21 protein-coding genes are annotated in these 25,998 nt (G+C 31.6%); 10 read left to right on the top strand and 11 right to left on the bottom strand.

Annotated features, from left to right (window positions below):
• Window positions 1–4 precede the first annotated feature (4 nt).
• From CHB81_RS21075 to CHB81_RS21030, 10 genes are all read right to left on the bottom strand, one after another.
• On the bottom strand, window positions 5–433 hold the full coding sequence (locus tag CHB81_RS21075; RefSeq protein WP_089353815.1) for a MarR family winged helix-turn-helix transcriptional regulator: 429 nt from the start codon (window positions 431–433) through the stop codon (window positions 5–7).
• A 255-nt stretch (window positions 434–688) separates the two neighbouring features.
• The gene (locus tag CHB81_RS21070; RefSeq protein ID WP_089353814.1) at window positions 689–1,483 is read right to left on the bottom strand and encodes an RNA methyltransferase; all 795 of its coding nucleotides are present in this window, start codon (window positions 1,481–1,483) and stop codon (window positions 689–691) included.
• A gap of 113 nt (window positions 1,484–1,596) precedes the next feature.
• Window positions 1,597–2,097, bottom strand: coding sequence for a hypothetical protein (locus tag CHB81_RS21065; protein WP_089353813.1), 501 nt, complete (start codon window positions 2,095–2,097; stop codon window positions 1,597–1,599).
• 132 nt (window positions 2,098–2,229) lie between these two features.
• Entirely contained in the window at window positions 2,230–3,315 is a 1,086-nt protein-coding gene (locus tag CHB81_RS21060) for a phosphoglyceromutase (protein ID WP_089353812.1), read from the bottom strand.
• Window positions 3,316–3,379: 64 nt separating this feature from the next.
• Window positions 3,380–4,321, bottom strand: a complete 942-nt coding sequence (locus CHB81_RS21055; protein WP_089353811.1) for a hypothetical protein — start codon at window positions 4,319–4,321, stop codon at window positions 3,380–3,382.
• Window positions 4,322–4,436: 115 nt separating this feature from the next.
• Window positions 4,437–5,768: a DUF58 domain-containing protein gene (locus CHB81_RS21050; RefSeq protein ID WP_089353810.1), complete on the bottom strand. Its 1,332-nt coding sequence runs from the start codon at window positions 5,766–5,768 to the stop codon at window positions 4,437–4,439.
• Window positions 5,769–5,842: 74 nt separating this feature from the next.
• Window positions 5,843–6,856, bottom strand: coding sequence for a MoxR family ATPase (locus CHB81_RS21045; RefSeq protein WP_089353889.1), 1,014 nt, complete (start codon window positions 6,854–6,856; stop codon window positions 5,843–5,845).
• Between the two features lie 175 nt (window positions 6,857–7,031).
• A complete protein-coding gene (locus CHB81_RS21040; RefSeq protein WP_089353809.1) occupies window positions 7,032–8,240 on the bottom strand; it encodes a DUF4350 domain-containing protein in 1,209 nt (402 codons plus the stop codon).
• Window positions 8,233–9,006, bottom strand: a complete 774-nt coding sequence (locus tag CHB81_RS21035; protein WP_089353808.1) for a DUF4129 domain-containing protein — start codon at window positions 9,004–9,006, stop codon at window positions 8,233–8,235. Before CHB81_RS21035 ends, CHB81_RS21040 begins: the two co-directional genes overlap by 8 nt.
• Window positions 9,007–9,014: 8 nt before the next feature.
• Entirely contained in the window at window positions 9,015–9,998 is a 984-nt protein-coding gene (locus CHB81_RS21030; RefSeq protein ID WP_089353807.1) for a stage II sporulation protein M, read from the bottom strand.
• 20 nt (window positions 9,999–10,018) lie between these two features.
• Here CHB81_RS21030 and CHB81_RS21025 point away from each other — a divergent pair, with 20 nt between their 5' ends.
• From CHB81_RS21025 to CHB81_RS20980, 10 genes are all read left to right on the top strand, one after another.
• Window positions 10,019–10,762, top strand: coding sequence for an RDD family protein (locus tag CHB81_RS21025; RefSeq protein WP_089353806.1), 744 nt, complete (start codon window positions 10,019–10,021; stop codon window positions 10,760–10,762).
• Between the two features lie 139 nt (window positions 10,763–10,901).
• Window positions 10,902–11,765 (top strand): hypothetical protein, encoded by an 864-nt coding sequence (locus CHB81_RS21020; RefSeq protein ID WP_089353805.1) that lies wholly within the window; start codon window positions 10,902–10,904, stop codon window positions 11,763–11,765.
• A 53-nt stretch (window positions 11,766–11,818) separates the two neighbouring features.
• Complete coding sequence (locus CHB81_RS21015) at window positions 11,819–12,421, top strand: trimeric intracellular cation channel family protein (RefSeq protein WP_089353804.1); 603 nt, start codon at window positions 11,819–11,821, stop codon at window positions 12,419–12,421.
• Between the two features lie 322 nt (window positions 12,422–12,743).
• Window positions 12,744–13,694, top strand: a complete 951-nt coding sequence (locus tag CHB81_RS21010) for a FemAB family protein (protein ID WP_089353803.1) — start codon at window positions 12,744–12,746, stop codon at window positions 13,692–13,694.
• On the top strand, window positions 13,691–14,857 hold the full coding sequence (locus CHB81_RS21005; RefSeq protein ID WP_089353802.1) for a DegT/DnrJ/EryC1/StrS aminotransferase family protein: 1,167 nt from the start codon (window positions 13,691–13,693) through the stop codon (window positions 14,855–14,857). Before CHB81_RS21010 ends, CHB81_RS21005 begins: the two co-directional genes overlap by 4 nt.
• 1 nt (window position 14,858) lies before the next feature.
• Window positions 14,859–16,139 (top strand): O-antigen translocase, encoded by a 1,281-nt coding sequence (locus CHB81_RS21000; RefSeq protein ID WP_254921209.1) that lies wholly within the window; start codon window positions 14,859–14,861, stop codon window positions 16,137–16,139.
• A gap of 57 nt (window positions 16,140–16,196) precedes the next feature.
• On the top strand, window positions 16,197–17,306 hold the full coding sequence (locus tag CHB81_RS20995; protein WP_141130438.1) for a hypothetical protein: 1,110 nt from the start codon (window positions 16,197–16,199) through the stop codon (window positions 17,304–17,306).
• A gap of 51 nt (window positions 17,307–17,357) precedes the next feature.
• Window positions 17,358–17,786, top strand: coding sequence for a T9SS type A sorting domain-containing protein (locus CHB81_RS20990; protein WP_254921208.1), 429 nt, complete (start codon window positions 17,358–17,360; stop codon window positions 17,784–17,786).
• A gap of 147 nt (window positions 17,787–17,933) precedes the next feature.
• Window positions 17,934–24,719, top strand: coding sequence for an RHS repeat-associated core domain-containing protein (locus tag CHB81_RS20985; RefSeq protein WP_089353799.1), 6,786 nt, complete (start codon window positions 17,934–17,936; stop codon window positions 24,717–24,719).
• A gap of 5 nt (window positions 24,720–24,724) precedes the next feature.
• Complete coding sequence (locus CHB81_RS20980) at window positions 24,725–25,243, top strand: hypothetical protein (protein ID WP_141130437.1); 519 nt, start codon at window positions 24,725–24,727, stop codon at window positions 25,241–25,243.
• A gap of 465 nt (window positions 25,244–25,708) precedes the next feature.
• Here the strand turns inward: CHB81_RS20980 and CHB81_RS20975 are convergent.
• On the bottom strand, window positions 25,709–25,998 hold a 290-nt coding region (locus CHB81_RS20975; protein ID WP_141130436.1), incomplete at its 5' end, for an IS3 family transposase.

Here is a 25,998-nt window from a genome sequence, read left to right as displayed (position 1 = left end):
TGATTTAATTGATGTTTGATATTATTTTTGAAAGAGTTGAATGAAGATTCTTTATCTCTTCATCAGTTATATTTTTTAGTGCCTGAGCTCTGTTGATTTGAATATAGGGTTGCATTTTTTTAATAATGTCATTGCCTTCATCTGTCAAAGTCAATTCAAATCTTCTTCGGTCTTGCGATTTTAATTTTCTTGACAAATATCCTTTCTGTACTAATAGTTCAATAATTCGGGTTATTGAAGCAACGTCTTTAAATGTTTTTATAGCAATATCTTTTTGTGCTATCGAATTATCTTCTTCAATAGTTTTCAATACAAGCCATTGATCGATTGTTATTTCGATACCGGCTTTAGAAATGTTTTTCTGGGCGAATTGCCTATATGTTTTTATTGATTTATCAATTGAATAAAAAATTATATCACTTAGTTTTTCCATCGTTTTTATAGATTGCTGATACAAATATAATTGATATATCAATTAAAATAAAAAATATTTTTGGTTTATTTAAGTGTTTGATTTTTAGTTTTGTTTACGGGTATTTTGTGTCCAAATCAAACTTTGTCGATTTAGGATTTAGATAGCTATTTTACCGAAGTTGTATTGCAATAGCATAATATCCCAAGATTGAGGGATTGTTTTTTTATTTTCGATTATGGAACAGAAACTTTTAAGAAATGGATTTTTTTAATTTTATTGTTTAAAACCTCTTTGTCTTTTGGCTTCAAAAATTAAAATAGCCGCCGCAACCGAAACATTCATGCTGTCGATTTCGCCTTGCATCGGGATAATGATATTTTGTGTAGCAGCATCACGCCAATCTTGTGTTAATCCTGTGGCTTCTGTACCAACGACCAAAGCGGTTGGAGTTGTAAAATCCTGTGTGTGATACGATGTTGAGTTTTGTAACGTAGCACAGTAAAAATCAATCTTTTTTTCTTTCAAAAAAGCAATGATTTCGGCTGTGGTTCCTGTTGCAATTTGATTGGTGAATAAACAGCCAACACTAGAACGCACAATATTTGGGTTGTATAAATCACTTTTGGGATTTGCGATTAAAACAGCATCTAAATTAGCCGCATCTGCCGTACGTAAAAGCGCACCAATATTTCCCGGTTTTTCAGGCGCTTCGGCCACAATAATCAACGGATTTGCAGATAATTTTAAATCAGATAATTGTAATGATTTTGTTTTGGCTATAGCCAAAATCCCTTCTGTAGTGTCGCGATAAGCTAGTTTTTGGTAAACTTCTTTATTGATTTCGATTAATTGAACTGGCGAATTAACCAATTTATTAATCTGACTTTCAGTAACCAATTCCGGTAAAAATAAAACCGTTTCTATTTCGTAACCGCCTTTTATAGCAAGAGAAATTTCGCGTAAGCCTTCAATTAAAAATGTTCCCGTTTGTTTGCGATTTTTTGCCTTTTCCTGTAATAAAACAAGTGATTTTATAAACGGATTTTGTATTGAAGTAATTTGTTTCATTTTTTTTAAGGCTCAAAGTTGCAAAGGGGCAAAGGTACTGAGTTTTTTTTAAAATAGGAACAAAGGTTGAGAGGTTCAAAGTAGCAAAGGTTTTCAAAACTTTCTAGGTTTAACTACTTCCATAATTTTATAGCTTCTTTTTTTGTCAATGCCTTTATTAGTTTTTTGGAGAAATCTACCTCAATAAGAGGGAATTCCTTCTGATTTTCACCAGTTAGAATTAAAGGTTTGCCTAGAATTTGACTAATTTGATTCATAAAGTTTATGACCTTAATATAATCTTCGAAAGAATTTATTTCTCTCAGATCGATGTCAAATTCAATTTCATTTACGGAGAAAAAATGGTTATTTATAATAATACCGTCAATAATTATAGAAACGGTTTTGCATTCCATTTTCCCCGTTTCATCATTCAACATTTGAATTAAATATTCCTTATTAAGCTTATTTATTATTTGATTTTCTCCTGTAGGACCATATTTAATAATGTAATTAAGGTTTAAATAATCCATTAAAACTTTCCAATCTTCAATAGTTATATTTTCAATATAAATATCTCTTAATGCTCCATCGGGCTCAAAAATCCAATTTATTTCATCCCAATTATTAGTCATTTTATTAGTTTATGATATTTCCTTACTTCAAATAAAAAAGTTCGCCATGAATTGCCCGAATTTTCACGAATTAATATTACATCAATGCGAAAAAAAAATTAGAGAAAATTAGTGTAATTCGTGGCAAAAAAACTATTTCTTAATTACTTCTGAAATTTCTTCTGCAACAGGATGTGATGTTGTAAAAGTGTAGCCCATGATTTTTGCGATGGTTTGTGCAACTTGTTTTTGATACAATTGAGAATCTGTTTTTACTTCGCCTTTTGGTGCGATTTCAGGTCCCATTGCGGCAAACCAAATTTGTGAAGCACCTGGAACATCAGCACCGTGATCTGTCCATTGTGCTTTTTTTTCGTCACCGCGACCGTGATCTACCGTGATTATCAAAGTCGTTTTGTTTTTGTATTGCGGATCATTTTGTACAAAATCCCAGATTTCTTTAATCCATTTGTCTACTTGATTTGCAGCGTCAAGATATGATCTGTAATGTCCTGCATGCGCCCATTCATCGGTTTCTCCGTAAGCGATATAAAGTACTTTTGGTTTCTTGGTTTTCAGCTCATTCAAAGCTTGATAATGTGTAAAAACGTCCAGACATTCATCTTCATGAAAAGGCTTAAACGAATTATTGCGCATTTCATTTAGTAGTTTTTCTGTTTCAGTTGGTTTATTTCCACCCACATTATCAAAAGCAGAAATTACAAGAAAACCACTTCTTTTTTCATTTAAAATTCGGTCGAAAGCATCCCAAGCACCAAAAGCGGCAACTTTTCCTTTTAGTTTAGATTGTTGATTTAAAAACTCCAAAACATTGACATTCGGGTTTGCTTTATAATGATTTGAATTTACGGCAGTGTCAACATTTCCGGTCATAATCTCGCTATATCCGGGATAACTAAACCAATACGGATTCGAAACATCGACTTTGTTTCCTAAGTCACGATTGCCATAAATTTGCCCTTTCGTTGCTATTTCTGACCATAAAAAAGGCATGATTTTTTTGCGTGATTCTTTAAAATCTGAACTGGAATATTTTTTATAAATATAAGTACTATCGCCTTGGTTAAATTTTTTATCATTGGCAATAGCTGAATCCATTCCTTTAAAAATTTCCTGCCATCTAAAACCGTCTGTGGTTATAATGATAATGTTTTCTGTTTTTTGTGCATTGGCAAAGAAGCTTGCGAAAACGAATAGAAGTAGAATTAGTTTTTTCATTTTATGAGTTTCAAAAGTTGAGACAAAAAAGTTTAAATTTTATTAATCGAATATTCAGATTTTTTTATTCTACATCATTAAACGAATTTACTTTGTAAAGTAATCGCAGTTTAATAGGTTCCTTTTTTGAATTAGGATAGACTTCGCTGTTAACTCTTTGTTCAAAGACTTTCATAATGTCTAAATCTAAATCATCTTTAACAGCATAAGTTATTTCGTTTTTTTTCTTTTTCAACTCAAATTCAACCATTATTTTTCCTGATTTCATTGAGTTTTTAAACAATTCGTCAAATATTTTATTTGTTTTTTTTAGGATTAATTCCAGATCTTCCATTGAAGTGTTTGCTTTTAACTCTTCGTCACTATTTAAAAAGATAACCTTTTCTAAAGCGGTTCCTTTTTCTCCTTTATAAATAGAATCAATTTCTTTTCCGTCTTGATATTGTTTGTAGGCAACTTGATTTGTATTATTTTGTTTTGGAGCTTCATCTAACCACAATAATTTTAAATCTTTTTTTAACAGATTTAAAATATAATTATGCTCTTTAGTTTCCACAATTAATAATGGCTCTTCAATGTCAAATGATATAACAGACCAATAATAATTTAATTCTTCTTGGTTGGCTTTTCTAATAATGTAATCGTTAGAAACTTCATTTTTAAATTCATCCCACACTATTCTAGAAGCAGCTATATCTTGGCTCATTTTACCATCTAATATTGCATTATCTACATGAAATTCAACTTTTCTACCTTCTATATTTTGTATTTTGGAGTTGTCTTTAAATCTTTTCCAGAGTTCAGGACCAATAATAAGATTGTCTTGTAATATTTTGTAGTCGTTGTTAGAAGATAAATTGTCGCTAATTAGTTTTTTAGCTTTTTCAATTACTTTAGCATCAGCATATTTATAAACTACACCGTTAGGAATTGTTATAGTTTCGCTTTTTTGTGCATTAGACAAAAAACTTGTGAAAAGGAATAGGAGTAAAATTAGTTTTTTCATTATTTTTGAGAGTTGCAAAGATTCAAAGATTTTTGATCATTCTTAAATTTAACTTATGAAATTGATATCTAAATAATATTCATTTTACATTTTCACAACATAGGACTTCTTACATCTACAAAATCCCTCTTGCTTTAATTTCGAGATATTTATTAATAGTATCCAAAGTCAGGTTTTCAGGTTGTGTTAAAACCGAATATATTCCATATTTCTTGAGTTCGTTGGCAATGAGTTTTTTCTCGAACATGAATTTTTCGGCAATTACTTTATCGTATATCTCCTGAATAGTATTTGTTTTTCGGTTAATGATCTGATTCAATTCGGTATTACTAAAGAAAACAACCACTAATAAATGGCTTTTTGCAATTCCTTTTAAATAAGGTAATTGACGGTTTAAACCATCCATTGTTTCAAAATTAGTGTATAAAATAATCAAACTTCTCTGATTGATATTTTTTTTAATATCGACATACAAACGGCTGTAATCACTTTCGAAAAAGTCAGTTTTGATGTTGTATAGCGTTTCGAGAATTTTCTGCATTTGCGAAGATCTTTTTTCAGCAAAAACTCTGTTTTCTACTTTTTTAGAGAAGGCAAAAATCCCTGCTTTGTCGTGCTTTTTCAGAATTACATTTGATAAAACCAAAGTTGAATTAATCGCATAGTCCAATAAACTCAATCCGTCAAAAGGCATTTGCATGACTCGGCCTTTATCGATTGCCATATAAACCGATTGTGATTTTTCGTCCTGAAATTGGTTAACCATTAAAGAGTTTTTCTTCGCAGTAGCTTTCCAGTTTAAAGTTCTAAGATCGTCGCCCTGAACATATTCTTTAATTTGTTCAAACTCCATAGTGTGACCAATTCGGCGGATCTTTTTGATTCCGTATTGGTATAAATTATTCGAAAAAGCCAATAAATCATATTTTCTCAATTGAATATAAGAAGGATATGTTGGCACCATTTGATCTTTATCAAAAGTAAATCTTCTAGAAATTAATTTTAAAGGCGAAGAAACATAGAGATTTAAATTTCCAAAATAATATTCTCCACGTTCTGTTGGACGCAAATCGTATCCGATTTCTTTTTCGGCGGAAGCCTTAATTGTCTTCACAATTTTGAAATCACGAACCTGAAACTGAAACGGAATTTCGTCAATAATTTTTACTGAAATTGTAAAGGTATAATGGTTTTTAATACTGATACTTATAGGATTCAAATCACCATTCGAAAGTTTTTCAGGAGTATTTCGAGTTGCCTCAATTCCAGTTCTTGCAAAATATAAAAGCAAAATATCAAGTCCTAGAAATGTGATTAAAATCAAAACAAGAAACCAGACAGCATTATATAAATTCGGAAAAATAAAAGCACAAACAAAGAGTCCTATAATGCTCAAAAGCACATAGAAAAAGAAGTTGTTTAAGTATAGACTTTTTATGAATTTCACGATTTTAAGGTTTCAGGTTTTTCTTGTTTCAAGTTTCAGGTTCTCAGTTGATATTAACAATTAATCATTAACAACTACCTTGGTATTTCGACAGTTTCAATAATTTGTTTAATGATTTCGGGACTTGTAATTCCTTCCATTTCGCGCTCAGGAGTTACAATAACACGGTGTTGTAAAACCGGAATTGCAGCTTCTTTAATGTCTTCTGGCGTGACGAAATCGCGTCCGCGAATGGCTGCAAAACCTTTGGCGGCATTTAGTATTGCAATCGAAGCACGAGGCGATGCACCAAGATATAAAAAGGCATTTTCGCGCGTGTTAACTACAATTCTGGCAATGTATTCCAATAAATTTTGCTCTACTCTAATTTGTTTTACCAACGCTTGGTAACCTTTAATTTCTGCTGCGGAAAGTATGGTTTTTATAGCTTCTAATTTTCCGTGATCCTGCAATAAATGCTCTCTTTGGATAATTAAAATCTCTTCGTCTAATTTTGGATAATCAATTATGATTTTGAATAAAAAACGGTCTAATTGTGCTTCCGGCAAACGATACGTTCCTTCTTGCTCAATTGGATTTTGTGTTGCAATAACCAGAAACGGGGTTTCAAGTTGATAAGCAGAACCATCAATTGTAATTTGACGCTCTTCCATAACTTCAAAAAGAGCTGCTTGTGTTTTGGCAGGAGCACGGTTGATCTCGTCAATCAAAATTAAATTTGAGAAAATTGGCCCTTGCTTAAACTGAAATTCAGAAGTTTTAAGATTAAAAATCGAAGTTCCTAAAATATCTGATGGCATCAAATCTGGTGTAAACTGAATTCGGCTAAAGCCAATATTCAAAGTTTTGGACAATAATTTGGCGGTAATCGTTTTGGCAACTCCGGGAACACCTTCAAGCAAAACGTGTCCGTTTGATAGAATCGCAACCAAAAGCTGATCGATCATTTTATGTTGCCCTACAATTACTGTTTCAAGCTCTTTTTTGATGCTGTTAACGTGCTCTAAAAGTGGGGCTAAATTTATTCTGGTCTCAAAATTCACATTTTCATTAGTGATTTCAGTTGTCGGTGTATTGATATCGTCCATAATTGGTATATTTTCTTTAGATTGGTTGTTTTTTTGCCACAGATTTAAAGTTTTTTTGCCACGAATTTCACTAATTTTCCCTAATTCTAATTCAAATTGAACCAACTTAATTGGTGTAAATTAGTGAAATTCGTTGCAGTATTTTTTTTAATCTGTGTCAATTTTTTTTAAAATATTAATTTAATATCTTTTCGATTGCATTATTAATTCTGATTAGATCTTCTTCAAGACTTCCGTGATAACTCTTTCTGTGTTCATTAATTAAGAATACAAGTTCCTGAATATCGGTTTCGTTTTTCCCTGTTTTATAATGCAGTTTTTTGATAAAATCGTCGTCCAGTTTTGTTGTATCCATTAAATATTCATTTCGGATTCGCTCCAGAAAATAAATGATTTTTTTATCGATAATATTGTCGTGATCGCCTTCCTGATAATATAAATTCCCGATGGTTTTTGTAAAATCAACGGTTAAGTTTGGTAAAGGTTTCAGTATTGGAACAATACGTTGTTTTCGTTTAGCATTAAAAATTATAAAGATTAATATTCCAATCAGGGATAAATACCAAGCCCATTTTAAAGCTGGCTGACTAAAAATATAACGCAATGGCGATTGCGAAATTCTCTCGTCATTTATCGCTTTGGTGTACCAAAAAACACCATCTTTTGGTAAATAAGACAATACATTTTCGGTGTATTGATAATGATCTTTTTTTAGCAAATGAAAATTGCTAAAAGCGGCCGGTTGAGTATGCAAATAAAAAAAGCCCTTTTTGTATGCAACTTTTATAAAGTTAATATGTTTTTGCTTAGGCTGATAGCTTTGATAACCTAAAACGGTACTGTTTAAAGTATCAATTTTTGAAAAGTAAGAATCTCCAACGCCTTCTATTAAATGATATTTTTTGTTACGTACTTTTTTATTAGCAAGCCAAGTGGAGTTGCTATTAGGAATTCCAAAGCTAAAAATACTTTTAAGTTTTAGACTGTCTAATAGAACTTGTGGAAATTCTTTCATGCTCAAAAAAGCATTATTTCCGTGTGATACAAAATAAAAAAGCTCCGTTACAGATTGGTCATCAATATTGTTGGCTTCTGATATGTTTAAAAAAGTACCTTTTATTTTATAATTTTCTACTAAAGTATCGTCATCATATTTAGAATCCAGAAACTCGTACGGAGTTATAGTGGCAATTTTTTCAACTTTTTGATGTTTTAAAATACCATGAATTTCTTTGTCAAAAACATATAATCCAAGTGGAATTTTGTCATTAACAGAATACGTTGGACTCCAATCAATAGGTTTTGCCTGATCACGATCGGCAATTAAAGTTAATGCTAAAACAAAAACCAGAATAGCGATATAAATTTTGATATTTTTATCCATGGTTAAACATTTTTAAGGCATTCTTAAATCTATTTTCTGCTTTACTGAAAGAGGTTTCGTTAATTTCAAATTCTCCGTACCAAATATAATTGTACAGGTAAGATAAATAGGTGAATTCTTCTCTATGTGCAGGTTTTTGAAGCTCGTATAAATAATCTGAATTTGTTTTTTCGATATCCCATTCTATGTAATGGTTTTGTGCCATGACTTTTAATAACCAAAGATAATAATACCGAATTGCGATTCTTTTTTCGCCGGAATTTATGCTTTCTTTTATTAATTTTTCGAAATCTAAAAGATGTATGTTTTTTTCAATATCCGTATAATAAATGGTCTTTTTTTGTGAGTTTTTGCCAAAAATCCATTGCCCTTCTTTATTGATCAACGCTTTTGCAATTAGATAAATCACAATGATAATAACTATTACTGCAATAATTCTCAATAGAATTGCTACAAATTTGATTGAGTTTTCTGTATTTTCAAAACTAAATAGCTCTCTGAAAATGCTTGCTAACCACTCTTTAAAACGATCCCACATATTTTTTTCGGGCGTTTTATATTCATATACAAAATCTGAATCAGTATATTTTTTTTTGAAGTTTTTCTCAAAGGTTTTGGCTTCAACTGTACTCGAATCGATCTTAATGTCTTTCTCGGTATATTTTATCGAAGCAACTTTTGGAGGTTCGGCTGTAGCCAAAGAATCCTGAGCATGCGAGATACCGAAGAAGAAAAGGAAAGATAAAATAAAGAAAATTCTATTCATTATTGGTTTCAATTAATTCGATTGGCTGATAGTTGTTGCATTTTTTTGTGGACTATAAAAGGATAAACCAGATAATAGAATGAAATTATTGCTAACGTAAATAATATAATAAAAGAGCTTAACCAGTTTGGCATATCTATAGAATATCGGGTAATAAAACCTTCAAGAAATCCGGCGCTAATCGTAAAGGGAAAAGTACTCAGGAATATTTTGAAACTATTTTTAAAACCAATTTTAAAAGAGTTCATTCTCGAAAAAGTTTTAGGAAACAAAATCGAAGCCCCAAGAATAAATCCCGCAGTAGTTTCGATTACAATTGCAAATATTTCCATAGAACCGTGAATCCAGATTCCGCGAACGCTTTTCCAGAAAACTCCCTGCTCATAAAAAAAGTATTGAAACGATCCCAGCATAATAGAGTTTTGAAGGAAAATATAAAAAGTCCCTATTCCGCCAAGAATGCCATAAAAATAACATTGTGCACCTACTTTTAAATTATTGAAAGTGATGCCAATAAAACTTCCCCAATTGCTTCCGGAACCATAAACGGCCATTGGATTTCCTTTTTTGATGTTTTCCAAGGTCATATTAACATACGAATCTCCCAAAATTAAGCGAACAAAATTAGGATCGTATTTTGCCGAAACAACACCAATTGCAACAGTGACAAAAAATAAAATAAAAGCATACATCAAGTATCTCTTGTATTCGTAAACAAGCAGTGGAACTTCAATTTTGAAAAATTCTACTAATCTGTTCTTTTCCGTTCGTTTTGTTTTGTAAATTTTTTGATAAATCTGCGATGCCAAATGATTTAAGTAAATAACCGTTTTACTTTTGGGATAATAAGTTTGGGCATACGACAAGTCATTCATCAATTGAATGTACAAATTAGCTAACTCATCAGGATTTTTTTTAGCTTTACCAAAAATAGCTAGTTCAAATTCCAGCCATTTTTCTTTATTTTGTTTTATGAAGGCGACTTCTCTCATTGTAGGCTAAAATATAAAATATGTCAGAATTATCTATTAATACAACACAAAATGTTAAAATAAATTTTATATCGGCATCAGTTGGTGAACGATTAGGCTCCTATTTCATTGATTTACTTATAAAAATCTCTTATGTAGTAGTGGTCTTATTAGTGTTTTTTTACTGGCTGCATTTCGATAAATTGTTCAATAAATTAGATTCCTGGTCTGTAATGTCGATCCTTTTGGTTTTTTATTTACCAATTATGTTCTATTCGATCACTTTAGAAAGTGTTTTTGAAGGACAAACGATTGGAAAAAAGCTTGTAAAAATAAAAGTGGTAAAAATTGATGGTTACCAAGCCGGTTTTGGAGATTATTTGATTCGATGGTTTTTTAGAATAATAGATTTTACATTATTGTATGGACTTGTTGGTTTAATTGCCGTTGTTACAAGTAGAAAATCACAGCGATTAGGTGATATGGCAGCAGGAACGGCAGTGATTACCTTAAAGAATAAAATTGATATCAGTCATACGATTTTAGAAGAAATAGGAGATGCTTATGTACCAACTTATCCTTTGGTAATTAAGTTATCTGATAATGATATGCGAATTATTAAAGAAACGTTTCAAAAAGCAGAAGCTAAAAATGATCATGAAATGATTTATAAGCTGGTTGCGAAGATTGAAAAAGTTACAGGAATTAAAAATCAATCAGGTAACAACAATGATTTTATTCGAGTTATTCTCAAAGATTATAATTTTTATACGCAAAATATGTAATTAAATTGATTTTACAGAGGTGTTGATTTAGGATTTCGTAACTTTGTGTATGCTTTGAAAGGTAATAAATTTAAAAGCTGAATTTTTGTAAAAGGCGTAACCGAAAAGCCTAAGAGTAGGAAAATTTAATTTAAATACCATGAAAACTAATAAAGTAATTGTTGTATTAGTATTGTTGCTTGTTTCTGTTTTTTCTTTTGCCCAAGGAGGAAAAAAATTAGATAAAATAATTAAAAGAGATTACCAGATAATAGAATGTACAATTGCAAAAATGTCTGATAAGACAGTTGAATATTCTTTGCCGGGAGAAACACTTCAAATTTCGCTTGATATTTCTCAAATTGCCAGAATAGATTTTGCCAGCGGACGTTCACAAACATTTGATGTGTCTGCAAGTACAGCTCCTTCAAATAATGTTGCCACAAATAATTCAGATCAGGTTATTGCCTCGGCAGATATGAAACCAAATACGATTGCGGTATTGCCAATTCCGTTTTTGAATTCAGCTACTCAGGAAAGTTCTGAAGAAATGGCGAAGTTTGCACAAAACGATATTTATAACAAATTGTTAGACAAATCTGCTAATATTTTCCCTCTGACTGTTCAGGATTTAAGAGTAACAAACAGTTTGTTGCACAAAGCAGGAATCGATTATAAAAACATTGATGAAACCCCAATCGAAGATCTTCAAAAAATCCTGGGAGTTGATAATGTTATAGCTTCAAAAGTTTCGTATACCATTACCGAAGGTTCAACAGCCTCAACATACAATAGCGGAAATGCTAAAGTGAGTAACGATAACAAAAAACTAAAAACAAACGATTATTCGACCACAAATGCCAGTACACAAACCTATTATAACTATATGGTTTATTTTGATATGTACAAAAACAATACAAAAATCTACTCACAAAGCCGTAAACCATTCTTAAATATAAAAGATAGTTGGGTAGATGCCATTTCGTATTTATTAAAAAGAAGTCCGATTTACGTAAAAAGATAATTAGAGTTACCTTTGTATCTCTGCAACTTTGAACCTTTGCACCTAGAAAAAAAATGTTTCATCTATTAGATCTTATCGGTACGATGGCCTTTGCCATGTCCGGCGCTTTAACGGCAATGCACAAAAAACTCGATCCGTTTGGGGTTTTTATCATAGCATTTGTAACAGCCGTGGGTGGCGGAACATTGCGTGATGTATTAATTGGCAGAACTCCGGTAGGCTGGATGAAAGATTTACAGTATGTTTACGTGATTATTTTGGGTTTTTTATTGGCTATTCTTTTTAGGAAAAAATTTAATAAACTAAGAACTTCCTTGTTTCTATTTGACACGATTGGACTTGGAGTTTTTACCTTAATAGGACTCGAAAAAGGGATTTCGATTGGTTTACATCCCGTTATTTGTATTGCGTTAGGAACCATGACGGCTTGTTTTGGAGGCGTTACAAGAGATATTTTATGTACCGAGATTCCAACAATCTTTAGAAGAGAAATATATGCCACGATATGTATCTTTGGCGGAGTTGTATTTTTTGCCTTAAGAAAACTGAATTTAGATAATGACCTTTTATATTTGGCAACATCAGTTGTAATAATCACGGTTCGATTAATGGCCGTAAAATTCAAATGGTATTTACCGGCATTTGATCATAAATAATTATATTTAGCAATAGTAGCTGAAATTTTTCACCATAACCCGACCGTAGGGAATAAGCGAAGCAATTCCCGAGTTTATTGGTCTCAGATCGGAGTTTAAAACCCTGCAATTTATTGCAGTACTTTAGTAATGCGAAAAAATATAATCTTTTGACTTTTTAGTATTGATAATAGTTTTCAAAGTTAAGAGGCTTTCAGTCTCTCGTCAAATAAACCTCTGCACTTTCAGTGCAGAGTGGTTTAGTTGTTTATATTTAACGAAAATTCGAGAATTCGTGGCGAATTTTTTAATTTAGAATAAAGGAAAATAAGTAGCCAAAAAAATGACAAAATTCATTGTAAAAAAATACCACCAAAACGATTATAGCATTTGGAACGAGTTTATCACTCAGGCAAAAAATGCTACTTTTTTATTTCATAGAGATTTTATGGAATACCATCAGGATCGTTTTGAAGATTTTTCGCTTTTGATTTTTGAAGATCAGAAACTAAAAGCAATTCTGCCGGCGAATAAACAAGGAAATTCTGTCTATTCACATCAGGGATTAACTTATGGAGGTTTGGTTTTTTCGAATAAACTGAAAGCTGAAAAAGTAGAATCAATTTTAGAGGAGATTTTATTTTTTCTAAAAGAAAATTCCATTGAAAGCTTTTATTATAAACCAATTCCATGTTTTTATTTTCCCAATGGGAATAACGAAATGGACTTTTTTTTATTTAATAGAGGAGCCATTTGTGAACAAAAAGAAATGAATTTGGCAATTAATCTCGAATTACCTTTGCGGATTTCTAAAAGCAAATTAAAACACTTTAGAAGAATCGAAAACCTTGATTTGGATATTGTAGAGGAAAAGGATTTTGAGCCCTTTTGGGAATCAATTTTAGTTCCAAAATTGCTAGATAAATTCAATGCAAAACCAGTTCATACTAAAGAAGAAATTTCGCTTTTAAAAGATAAATTTCCAGAAAAAATCAAGCAATATTCCGTTTATCAAAATGATGAAATTATTGCTGGAATCACTATTTTTGAAACCAAAAATGTAGTCAAATCACAATACGGCGCAACTTCGGAAAAGGGAAAAAAAGTAAGAGCACTAGATTTTTTATTCATTAATTTGATTCACAAATACAAGCGTAAAGGGAAACTGTTTTTTGATATGGGAATTGTGGGAGAAGATAATGAAAGTGGTTATAATGAAGGTCTTTTAACACAAAAAGAAGAATTAGGCTGTGCGGTTTACAATCAGGATTTTTATAAAATTGATATAAAATGATACTATTTCTGGATCTAAAAAAAATCAATGCACGGTATGAAACTGCATTTCAGGAAAAACTGAAATTGGTTTTAGATAATGGCTGGTATATTTTAGGGAAAGAAGTTGAAAATTTTGAAAAGGCTTTCGCCGAATATTGCCACACAAAATACTGCATAGGAGTAGGTAATGGTCTTGATTCTTTGGTTTTGATTTTTAAAGCCTATATTCAGTTAGGAAAGCTCCAAAAAGGTGATGAAGTTATCGTTCCTGCGAATACTTACATTGCCAGTATATTGGCTATTTTACAAGCAGATTTGGTTCCGGTTTTGGTTGAGCCAAAATTAGAAACCTACAACATCAATCCAGATTTAATTCAAGAGAAAATCACTCCAAAAACAAAAGCCATTTTAGCTGTTCATCTTTACGGACAATTGGCTGAAATGGAAAAGATAAACGAAATTGCAATTCAAAATAATCTTTTAATTATAGAAGATGCAGCGCAATCGCATGGAGCGGTTGCAAATTCCAATAATTTTATCCCGAAGCATCGGGACCAAATTCCAAATACTAATGATGACACAAACGAGAATCAACAATTAACAATTAATAATCAACAATCAGCAAAGGCTTATAGCTTTTATCCTGGAAAAAATTTGGGTTGTTTAGGCGATGGCGGTGCAATTACCACAAATGATTCTGAACTTGCAAAAGCACTTTTCTCGCTTCGGAATTATGGCTCTGAGAAAAAGTATTACAACAAATATATTGGTGTGAATTCAAGATTAGACGAACTTCAGGCTGCATTTTTAAATCTGAAATTACCAAATCTAGACGTAGATAATGAGAAGCGAAGATCAATTGCAAAACGATATTTATCTGGAATTAAAAATGATAAAATCAAACTTCCGTTTTGGGATTCGTCAAATAATCATGTCTTTCATTTATTCGTTATTCGGACTCAAAATAGAGAAGGTTTACAAGAATATTTAACAGGGAATAATATTCAAACTGTAATTCATTATCCGGTTCCGCCACACAAGCAAAAAGCATTTCCTGACTGGAATAATTTGTCATTTCCAATTACGGAAAAAATCCACAATGAAGTTTTGAGTTTGCCTATAAGTCCTGTTTTGACAGAGACTGAAGTTAATTTTATTATTGAAATTTTAAACCAATATTAGTTTGAGTTTCTTTAAAAAAATAATAGGAACTACTTTGTTTAAGATTACTTCATTAAACAGTTTTAGCGTTGGATTAAAAATTGGAATTGGGATAATTACCTCTAAAATTCTTGCCATATTTGTAGGTCCCGGCGGAATGGCTTTGGTTGGAAACTTGCGTAATTTTTTGACTTCTTTAGAAAGTATTTCAACATTAGGTTTTCAGAATGGGGTTGTGAAATATATAGCCGAAAATCAAAAAAATGACGAAGAATTAAAAAAGATAATCGCAACGGTTTTTATTAGTTTAATTTTTATTGTCCTTGTTTTAAGCGGCGTTTTATTCTTTTTCGCATCTTATTGGAGCAATGAAATATTAGGATATCATTCGGATTATTCAGTAGTATTCAAAGTTTTATCATTGGCTTTGCCTTGGTACGCGGTGTCCGTTTTTTTATTGTCTGTTTTAAATGGCTTATGTCAATTCAGAAAAGTTATTTGGGTCAATATATTTGGAAATTTAATTGGTCTTTTGATTTCCATTTTAATGATTCTAAAGTTTCGCACATTAGGAGCATTATTGGCTATTGTAATAACGCCTTCGTTACTTTTTTTTGTAACGTTTTACTTTGTGCAGAAAGAGATTAAGTTTCTCCAGACAATTCGGTTTAATTTATATGATTTTAAAATTATTAAAAACCTGTTGCCTTATTCTTTAATGGCATTGGTTTCATCGGTTTTAGGATCAATCGTTTTGCTGGCAATCCGTAATAATATTATTAAAGAGTTAGGGGTAAATCAAGCTGGTTTTTGGGAAACAATGACCAGGATTTCTTCTTATTATATGCTTTTTATCACTACAATTTTAACTGTTTATTTTCTGCCAAAACTCTCGCAGGCAAAAGATAATAAGGAAACTAAAGCATTATTTTGGCAGTTTTATAAATCTATTTTACCTATTTTTTGCATTGGTTTAGTTGTCATTTATTTTTCTCGTTATTTTATTATTCAATTATTATTTACCAAAGAATTTTTGCCTGTTACCTCACTTTTTCTATGGCAATTATTAGGAGATGTTTTTAAAGTAGCTTCACTAATTTTAGGGTATCAATTTTTTGCCAAAAAGCTCACTAAAGCCTTTATAATTTCGGAGTTATTCTCGCTGGCAGTTTTATATTTTTCAACACTTTACTTTGTTGATTTTTTTGGATTAGAAGGTGCGGTAATTGCGCAGGCATTTGATAACTTACTTTATTTGATTGGGTTGTTGTTTTATTTTAGAGATATACTGACAAACCGCTAAAGACTTTTATTTTTTAAATTCCTTGGCTTTTTTATTGTTAATAAAATCTTAATAAGTATGTTTTTATATTTAGTAAGAAAAGGTCTTTTTGTTAATTTTGTACGGAAAATAATAATAAATACCATGCAGAAAATTAAAAATAAAATTTATCCAATCTTTCTTTTATGTAGTGTTATAAACTTAAACGCTCAAATTAGTACAAGTACGGGTGGGGCAGCAAATGTTTTAGCAAATTCTCCCACTTCTAATACCAATGTAGGAATAGGGACAAATAATCCGACAACTAAATTAGAAGTAAATGGTGATGTTAAAGCAAAAAGTGTCATTTTTTCAGGAACTAGTCTTCCCGATGGGCAAACTTTTGTTGATTCTAATGATCGAAATCAAAAAAGCAAAGTTTTGCAGGCTGGTAGCTTTGTAAACGCAACTAGTAGAATGATGAATTTTAATGATTTTCCAGCTTCAAATATTAATGTAAAATCTATGTTTTGGTTTTCAATCGACGACCGAGCAGATAATCAACGATTTAGATCATATGCAGAAACAGGTGGTTATGGAGGTTTCGAGATAAACGATAGTAAGCAACGCAATGTATTTAAAGTTTCAGAAGAAACAACAACAGATGGCTGTAATTTTAGCCATATTTCCTTTCCACAAGCGAACACAAAATTAATAATTGGTACAAGTTATGAAAGCTTAACATCTGATGAAAATGTAAAATATAAGTTAATCATTAAGGCGGGTAAATGCGGGGCAACATTTTTAGATGGTTCTGGTAGTGCATTTATCGAAGGGAATACTGTCGTAATGGGTAATATTGGTATTGGAAGTTCAAATTTTACAGATGGAGCAACTATTTATAAACTTTCTGTTAAAGGAAAAATTAGGGCAGATGAAGTAAAAGTATATAATACCTGGGCAGATTATGTGTTTGAACCAGCCTATGAGTTGCCAAGTCTAAAAGAAGTTGAAAGTTATATCAAAAAAAATGGTCATTTGCAAAATGTACCATCTACAAAAGAAATAACTGAAAATGGATTAGAACTTGGAGAAATGGCAAAAATTCAACAAGAAAAAATAGAAGAACTTACACTTTATTTAATACAGCAAAATAAAGAAATTGAAGAGTTAAAAGCCCAAGTTAAAGCACTATTACTTAAAAAATAAAGACCCAATTTCTGTAATTATTACATTATGAGATATTATATAACTTTCCTCGTGTTAGGATTTTCACTCTTAACAAAAGCACAAACGAAAATTGGCTTTGAATATGATACAGCTGGAAATCAGATAAGACGTTATTTATGTGTAAACTGTCCTCCATCAACAGGAAAGACTGCTGATGTCAAAGAAATAGACTCACTCGAAGAAAAAGATTTGCAAAAATTTTTTAGTGAAGATGTGATTTCATATTACCCAAATCCCGTAAAAGAGGAATTGTATTTAAAGTGGGAATTGTTAAATAATAACACAATATCCTCTATACAAGTAAGTAATATGAACGGTCAAATTTTAAAAAAGATATCTAATCTTCAACAATTGAATACTCAAAATCTTGCTTTTGGAGAATATGCCTCAGGCTTATATTTAGTTGTTTTGAATTACAGTAATGGTGAGCAAAAAACGATTAAAATTATTAAGCGATAAAGGGTAGTTAAAATTTTTAAGTTCTTAGCACTCTGAAAAAGAGTGTACTTAATTTATTAAGAATTAATAATATCACTTTAAATAATAATCTTCAGTTCCTGTTTCATTTTCTAATGAAGTTAGAGAGCGAGGTAATAAAACATCATAATGAAACAATATTACATTTATTTTTCCTTATTATTTATAAACTTAAGTTTTTCTCAGCAAATACTTAATAAACCCGAAACAGCGGCAAGAACGATTTCTGATCCTAATGTGATTATTTTATCGAATGGCTTTAGTGCTAATTCTGCAGTAGCGAGTCCTTTTGTAGCAAAGATTGGAGCGAGCTCAGATCCATTTACAAGTGGAGGAACAACAAATTCTACGGCAGGCGAAAGTAATCTGTCGGGAGAAGTAGGAACTGGCAATTTTCATGATACGAAAGGTGAGATTACCGTGGGAGGTGATGGGCAACTTCAGTTTAACTTGCCAATTGCATTGCCTCCAAGTATTAATGGAGTTGCTCCACAAATGAATTTGTTTTACACAAGTGGTTTTGGTCCTGGTATTGCAGGTATGGGCTTTTCTCTTTCGGGTGTTACCAGTATTAAAAGAGTTGGTAAAAATATCGAGAAAAATGGAGAATCTAAAGGGGTGCAACTTGACTATACTGATTTTTATGAATTTAATGGACAAAGGCTATTGCTAAAAACACCTGGTGATGCAGCAACATATGGAAAAGATGGTACTGAATATGTTACAGAGAAATTTTCAACACTAAAAATAAAATCTGTTGGTGCAATTAGTGGTCAAACTTACACTGGACCAAATTCATTTGAAATTACTTTTGATAATGGATCTCAGGCATGGTATGGTATAAGCGCAGATTCCCAAACTCCGTTGGAATATAATATTGTAAAATGGAAAGATCCTCAAGGTAATTACATAACGTACAATTATAAAAAAAACAATAATGTAACAGTAATTACTAGTGTGCAGTGGGGGGGAAATGAAACTTTAGGGAAACCGCATTTCAATTCTATTGTTTTTAATTATGTTGTGCGTGATCAGCAAGAAGTATCTTATGTACATGGAATTAGATTTTTGCAAGACAAAATACTTTCAGAGGTTGTAGTCAATGCTAATAGTAAACAATTTAAAAAATATATAATCGCTTATGGTAAAGATGCAAATGGAACCAACTACCAATATGTTACTAATATAACCGAATACAATTCTCAGAATAAAGCTGCAAACCCAGTAGCCATGAGCTACGAAGGGTCAAGTGCGTCGGCTTGGGCTGCTAAATCATATGCAGATAACGAGAATAATAAAATTGTAGGAGATTTTGATGGAGATGGAGTTTTAGATTATTTAAAGTACTTTGATGCAACAGTAGCGACTTCAATATGTACTAAATGGGAAAGGCAAGACCATAGTTATAATTGTGTAAAATATGAGGTAACACCTGCCAAACCTAAATCGATACGATTTTTTAAATCGTTTATGGATGATACAATAAATGGAGATTTGACTGTGATGAGTTCTCCAACATTCACTAAGGAAGAATTTAATAAAGCTGTAGTTATAACATTTAAAAACAGTAATAATGAAATTAGTTCCAGGCAAGGTATCTTTATAAAAGGTCAGATCTATTCTGTAGATGGAAATAACCAATTAAAGTTAGAATATAGTAAACCAATAACAAATGACAAAACTTTAAGGAATGTATTTTCGGAATCCGGTACAAGGGGAACAGGTGATTATCAAAGCTATCGTATAGTTACTACTGTTTTAGATCCTATGCAAATGGATTTAGACGGTGATGGATTATCGGAAATTATTATTCAAATTAAAGATAATACAACATCTGTTTATGAGACTCTTGATATTAACAATTTGGTAAGTCCATTAAACAAAAGTGCAATAATTCCTCCAGTAAAAGGAAATGTAATAACGAACACTAATTCTGTAGATCAATATAGATATATGATATTGAATCTCGATAATAATGTTGGTGACGCAGATTCTTTTTCAGAATCCCCTTATAATAGTACAATTTTTCAAAAACCAATATTTGGAGATTTTAAAGGAAATGGAAAAATCTCAATTCTTAATATTGAAGCAGGTAATTCATCAACTATAACCTCGTTTAAAAAAGATAAAACTTCACAAAAATTCATTGCAGAAACCAGCTTGATTTCATTTGCTTTTAGTGGATTACTGGAGAATGCCGTCGTGGGAGATTTCAACGGAGACAAAAAAACTGATTTGATAATTCCAGTTGCTTTGGGTACTCCAGTATCGACAATGAACATGCAAACCAACTATAAAGCAGATGCTCTTGCGGGAGACTGGAGACTTTATCTATCTACAGGTACAGGGTTTAAAGAAGAATATAAATCGGGATTAGGCAAATGGTATCCTTTTCAGCCTTTAAACTTATCAAATGTAACCGCGTCAAGAAGAATAAATTATCAAGCTTTAGATCTTGATAAAGATGGGAAAAGTGAATTGATTCAGTTTGATTATTACACGATAAATTCTGAATTATCTGCTGGAGTATATTCAGAAACTACTATTACTGTTATGAGCGATAGCGGTGCGAACAGTACGATTGATGTTAATTTTAAACGCGGCTATAATTCCTCGTTCAAAAATGATGGTTTATTCGATTATAACGAACTTGTTGGGGATTTTTATATCAATCAAATTAACAATAACATTGTACTTTTAGGTAAAAACCGACAGGATGTTTCTAAAGGTTTTATGTACACCTTTAGTCTTTATGATACTTCAAAAACATCAAGGATCAATACAATAACGCAAGGTAATATCCCTACCGCAATTGAATATAAGGAGTTGGATTCACAGTTGGATTCTGATTTTTATGCTTCCTCTAAAAAAGAAAAATATCCTTATGTAGAATTAGACAGAGTATCGAAATCTTTTGTAGTAGCACAATTGCGTCAACTTGAAAGGAAGCAGGACTTTAAATACCGCGGACTTTTAGCTCATGTAAATGGTAAAGGAATGATTGGTTTTCGTAAATCTGCGCGTACTAATTGGTATGCTTCGGGTTTTGAAAATACTAAAATCTGGTCTGGTTTAGAAATTGATCCATTGCAAAGTGGTTCTGTAATTAAAGAATGGAGTACAAGGGAAGATAGTGCTGTTTTTCCGACAGATGTTTCTGTAAATAATTCACAGCTCTTATCATTTAAATTTTTAGAATATACAACAGATAAGTCGGTAACAACAGGAGTAGAGACAATAGTGCCGTATCGATCTACTGAAAAAGATTTCTTAAAGAATAGAACTGAAATCACTACTATGACGTATGGAAGTTTTTATTTGGTTACAAAAATAGAAACTAATATCAATAATGGTTTTGCGACAATAACATCTAATACGAGTTATCTGGACAATGCTACTGGTACAGGAAAAGATTATTATGTCGGGAGAGTTAAAGAAAAAGAAGATATCGTAATCGCGTACAGCGATACTAAAAAGAGTAAAACGGCTTATACTTATGAAAATGGTTTACCTAAAACAATAACAACATTTAATCAGGATTATTCAAAGTCTGTTACTGATACTTACACTTATGATGGTTTTGGTAATGTTATTGAAAAAAAGAAAGCCAACAATCAGGACAGTCAAGCTCAATCCCTCAAAAGCGAGTATGACGCAAAAGGATTATTTGTTGTAAAAAGCACTGATAATTTAGGCTTGATTACGCAAAATACCAGTAATGACTGGGGGCAAATACTAACACAGACAGATCCGTTAGGAAACACTCTTACTAATACTTATGATGGATGGGGAAAACTGACTAAATCTAAACAGAACTTAACAGGTACCACCACCTATACATATGAAAAACAAGGAGATGATATAGTTGTTGCCGAATACAGTCCAACAGGTAATATAAAAGAAACACGTACCAACAAAAAAGGAGAGCAATATCTTATAAGAACCAAAGGATTTGAATCAGGATCTTATATTGCGCAGCAGGTAGAGTACGATGCAGTTGGTAGAAAAATAAAAGAAAGTGAACTCTATGATCAGGCTGAAACACCAAAATGGAATGTGTTTAGTTATGATAGCTCTGTTTTTCCTGCAAAAGTGACTGTAACAGGCTTTAATGGAAAAATTTTAGAGACACAGGTTATAGGGCTTACGACAACTGCAAAAGAGTTAAATGGCTACAATAGAGTCAACCGAAAAACTAGTGATGTATTGGGTAATACTATAGAATCTGAAGATAAAGGAGGTGTTATAAAATTTGCATACAACGCTGCAGGTCAAAATGTTTCGGCAACTTATGGTCAAAATATTGTAGTGACAAAGTATGATTCCTGGGGAAGGAAATCAGAATTTACAGATCCATCCAACGGAACTTATCGATATGACTATGATGGGCTTGGTAAATTGTTAAAAGAAACTAGTCCAAAAGGAACAAAAGAGTATGTATACGATCCCAAAGGACAGTTGATTACTCAAAAAGAATTATCAGTAGGAGATAATGCTAAGGCAACAAATAAATCCATTAGTTATATTTATAATAATTTAGGAATGGTAACCGATAGAAAAGGTACAACTAATGGAAAAAGTTATCTAACTTACCTGACCTATGATGCAAATGGACGTGTTCTAACCACTAGCGAGAATAGTAATGGCAAGTTATTTTTTAAAAAGAATATAACGTATGATGATAAAGGACGAGTAATTAGTTATGACAAGGGACTATACTCTTCGGGATTGATGACACAAACGAGTCTCCAAAATGTTTATAATACATGGAGTGGTGATTTATATCAGATAAAAGATAAAAATACAGGTAAGGTATTATCACAAATTAATAAAGTGAATGCCAATGGCCAATTACTTAAAGTTAATTTAGGTGCAGTAACTATTGATAATAACTATGATGGGAATAATTTTCTAACGTCAACAGCACATATTTCGGCAGTACAGCCTAATGTGTTGCAAATGACTTACTCTTTTGATGCTATTAAAAATGAACTAAAAACTCGTTCCAGAAAGGGAGGAATAGTTGTTAATGAAGTATTTACTTATGACGATAATAACCGATTAAAAAGCTGGACAAACCCTAAAACAGGGATTTTATCGACTAATACTTACGACGATAAAGGTCGTATTGTAGAAAATGATCAAACAGGAACAACGACTTTCAGAACAGACAAAATATATCAAGCGGACACTCAGGTTCTTAATGCTGTGGGGGTTCAGAATTATAATAATAATATACCATTAACCATAAGCTATAACGAAAATAATGATCCTATATATATAGATGGTCAAAATGGTGATGCTCAATTTAGTTACGGGCTTACTGAAATGAGGCAAATGGTAACTTATGGGGGTAATTTTGCAGAAGATAAACAGGGAAAATTTACTAAATATTATAGTGAAGATGGTAGTTACGAAATTACAACAGACAATACTACGGGAAAAGAAAAACATATATTATACATAGGAAATCCTTACGATAGCGATATTATTTATGCGAAAAATTATACTGATGCTAATGCAAAATATCTATTTTTACATAAGGACTATTTGGGAAGTATACTGGCAATAAGTGATGAAGCAGGTAATTTGGTAGAACAGCGTCATTTTGATGCGTGGGGTAATCTAACAAATGGCGTATTAAGTATATTAGACCGAGGATATACAAGTCACGAGCATTTTGCAGAATTGGGTATTATACATATGAATGGAAGATTGTATGATTCGATGCAAAGACGTTTTTTGAATGCCGATGAAAATATTCAGGACCCTTATAATACTCAATGTTACAATAAATATGGATATGTAACGAATAATCCACTACTATTTAATGATCCAAGTGGGGAAATTTTTGGTTTAGGTGAAGGGTTACTTGCTGCTGTTATTATAGGAGCAATTATAGGAACGGCAAGTTATATGATAGGGGTTACAGCTGCCATAATGAATGGTGCTGATGCCAGTTTAAGTTTATCCGGAATGCTTAAATCAGCATTTTGGGGAGCGGTATCAGGCGCTGTGACTTTTGGTATAGGGAGTTGTTTTACTGCCGCAGCAACAGGAGCTAATGCGACATTTGCATCAAGTATGCAAAGTACAAAATTTTTGATTCAGGCAGCGGCACATGGTGTAGCACAAGGAGTAATTGCAATGGTGCAATCTGGAGGATCTGGTTTCCTAAGCGGTGCAGCAGCTGGATTTTTTGGAAGTTTAGGAGCAACGGCCTGGAGTGCAGGTGCAGGTAACTTTGCAAGTAGTAAAGTAGGAACTATTGCTTTTGGAGCACTAAGCGGAGGTGTCGGAGCTGAACTTACAGGAGGGAATTTTTGGCAGGGAGCAATTACTGGTGGTATTGTTGCCGGATTGAATCACGTTCTTCATGACCATCAAAATAAAGCACTTATATCAAAATTAAAAAAAGAAATAAGGGCATTAGGTTCATTCGCTGGTGATAATTCTGCAAGATTAAAAAAAATACTCAGTTTGGATACTTTTAAAAAATTACAAACTAGGGCTGGAGGAAAAGTAGATGTTAGATATATTTATACAGAAAGTGGTTTAAGTTCTTCTGGTGATGAAGCTTATTATACGACAATTAAGAATGCGGCAGGTGAACGCTATACAGGTTCTGATGGTGGGTATATAAATGTATATCCAGCGTCATTTTATGATGGTTGGTCTAGCTTGGCTAATAATTTAGTGCATGAGTTCGGACACGCAATCAATAGATATATTGGAGGTTTTGCAAATAATTATTTATCAAATAAAAAAAATTGGGCAGTAACAATAGCACTTGATGAAGTATTTGCATATGATTTTCAATCTTTTTATGGTTTTTCAAAATTTCCTTTAACAACAGGATTTCAAGATTCATTACAAATATTGAAAAATAATAATATAACAATTAAAGAAAAATAATATTTATGAAAATAGTATTGAATTATTTACTTTATACTATCATATTTTTTATGGTAGTGTCCTGTAAGAATGAAATGAATGATTGCAATTTAAATAAAGATAAATATATAAAAAATCTTGTGTTTTCAGGTGATAAGAATCGGATTGTATTTTATAAAATAAAGACTAAAAAAATATTAAATAAAAATGACATTTCATTTGTTTACTTTGAAAAGCATGAATTTCAAACTTTTGATACTTTAATGTTTAAAAAAAATGAAATTTATTATAGAGGAAATAAATTATTAAAAATTGACTCAATGAACGTTAATTTTAAAAATAAAAAAATAACAATTAATAAATTACTATATCCAGATATTTACCCACAGAAATATTTGATTTTTTACGTAAGTAAAGAAATTGGTATAATTTCAAATAAATCTAATTATAATAATGTTCATATTTTTTATGATATAGAAAATAATTATGATCTAAACAATAAAGTAGTAAATCATAATTTTTTAAAACATGATCTAGAAAAATAAGAGATATTTTGTTAAAGCTTGATTATACGGAGCGTGTTGAATGACTTTTGCAAATTTTGTCTTTCCTCACTGTTGCAAATGTCTAGCCAGTGAACGCAATGAAAATCAATAAAGCAAAGCCATTCATTACGGGATGGTTTTGCTTTTTTAAATAAAGTTTTTCTTTGCTAGCGTATGCGTGCTCTAGGAAGTATTATCATAAAAACACACAGCTTTTCATAAGAAGACTTCGGGGTGGCACAAATATATCTAGCGAATAGAATTAAAAACAAAAAACTCCAGATTTCTATAATGATTTGTTTTAATATTTCGACGTGACGAAGACCCGAAACTATGTCTGCAGTTGTGGGCATAAGTCCAACGAATCTTATTAAATAAAAGAGCCCCTCTCTTCAAAATATTCAAATAAAAAAACTGCGCAAATATTACTCTAGACTGCACCCAAAAGTTTAGACGAATTTATAATTAAGTTTGATAATAATGAGCTCGATATTGTATCGGGCTCATTCCTTTTAGATTTAGTTTTATTCTATCGTTATTATAGTAATTTATATATTCAATTATTTCTTGTTTTAATTCACTAACTGAACTGTATTTCTTAAGATAAAAAAGTTCTGATTTTATTATTCCGAAGAAATTTTCTATTACAGCGTTGTCAAGACAATTTCCTTTTCTTGACATACTTTGTCTGATTCCTTTTTGTCTTAATAAATATTGATATTGTTTCATTTGATACTGCCATCCTTGGTCTGAGT

It is taken from the genome of Flavobacterium sp. ov086 (genome assembly GCF_900187965.1).
Taxonomy (GTDB): Bacteria; Bacteroidota; Bacteroidia; order Flavobacteriales; family Flavobacteriaceae; genus Flavobacterium.
Note: the sequence above shows the minus strand (reverse complement) of the source record. Positions and strands in the feature narration are given on the sequence as shown.

Bases quoted from the DNA above. Each gene is read 5' to 3' on its own strand.
- CHB81_RS21065 (WP_089353813.1), bottom strand. From the start codon at position 2,097: ATGACTAATAATTGGGATGAAATAAATTGGATTTTTGAGCCCGATGGA.
- CHB81_RS21010 (WP_089353803.1), top strand. From the start codon at position 12,744: ATGACAAAATTCATTGTAAAAAAATACCACCAAAACGATTATAGCATT.
- CHB81_RS20985 (WP_089353799.1), top strand. From the start codon at position 17,934: ATGAAACAATATTACATTTATTTTTCCTTATTATTTATAAACTTAAGT.
- CHB81_RS20995 (WP_141130438.1), top strand. From the start codon at position 16,197: ATGTTTTTATATTTAGTAAGAAAAGGTCTTTTTGTTAATTTTGTACGG.
- CHB81_RS21040 (WP_089353809.1), bottom strand. From the start codon at position 8,240: ATGGATAAAAATATCAAAATTTATATCGCTATTCTGGTTTTTGTTTTA.
- CHB81_RS21075 (WP_089353815.1), bottom strand. From the start codon at position 433: ATGGAAAAACTAAGTGATATAATTTTTTATTCAATTGATAAATCAATA.
- CHB81_RS21005 (WP_089353802.1), top strand. From the start codon at position 13,691: ATGATACTATTTCTGGATCTAAAAAAAATCAATGCACGGTATGAAACT.
- CHB81_RS20980 (WP_141130437.1), top strand. From the start codon at position 24,725: ATGAAAATAGTATTGAATTATTTACTTTATACTATCATATTTTTTATG.
- CHB81_RS21030 (WP_089353807.1), bottom strand. From the start codon at position 9,998: ATGAGAGAAGTCGCCTTCATAAAACAAAATAAAGAAAAATGGCTGGAA.
- CHB81_RS21070 (WP_089353814.1), bottom strand. From the start codon at position 1,483: ATGAAACAAATTACTTCAATACAAAATCCGTTTATAAAATCACTTGTT.
- CHB81_RS21025 (WP_089353806.1), top strand. From the start codon at position 10,019: ATGTCAGAATTATCTATTAATACAACACAAAATGTTAAAATAAATTTT.
- CHB81_RS21015 (WP_089353804.1), top strand. From the start codon at position 11,819: ATGTTTCATCTATTAGATCTTATCGGTACGATGGCCTTTGCCATGTCC.
- CHB81_RS21045 (WP_089353889.1), bottom strand. From the start codon at position 6,856: ATGGACGATATCAATACACCGACAACTGAAATCACTAATGAAAATGTG.
- CHB81_RS21055 (WP_089353811.1), bottom strand. From the start codon at position 4,321: ATGAAAAAACTAATTTTACTCCTATTCCTTTTCACAAGTTTTTTGTCT.
- CHB81_RS21060 (WP_089353812.1), bottom strand. From the start codon at position 3,315: ATGAAAAAACTAATTCTACTTCTATTCGTTTTCGCAAGCTTCTTTGCC.
- CHB81_RS21020 (WP_089353805.1), top strand. From the start codon at position 10,902: ATGAAAACTAATAAAGTAATTGTTGTATTAGTATTGTTGCTTGTTTCT.
- CHB81_RS21035 (WP_089353808.1), bottom strand. From the start codon at position 9,006: ATGAATAGAATTTTCTTTATTTTATCTTTCCTTTTCTTCTTCGGTATC.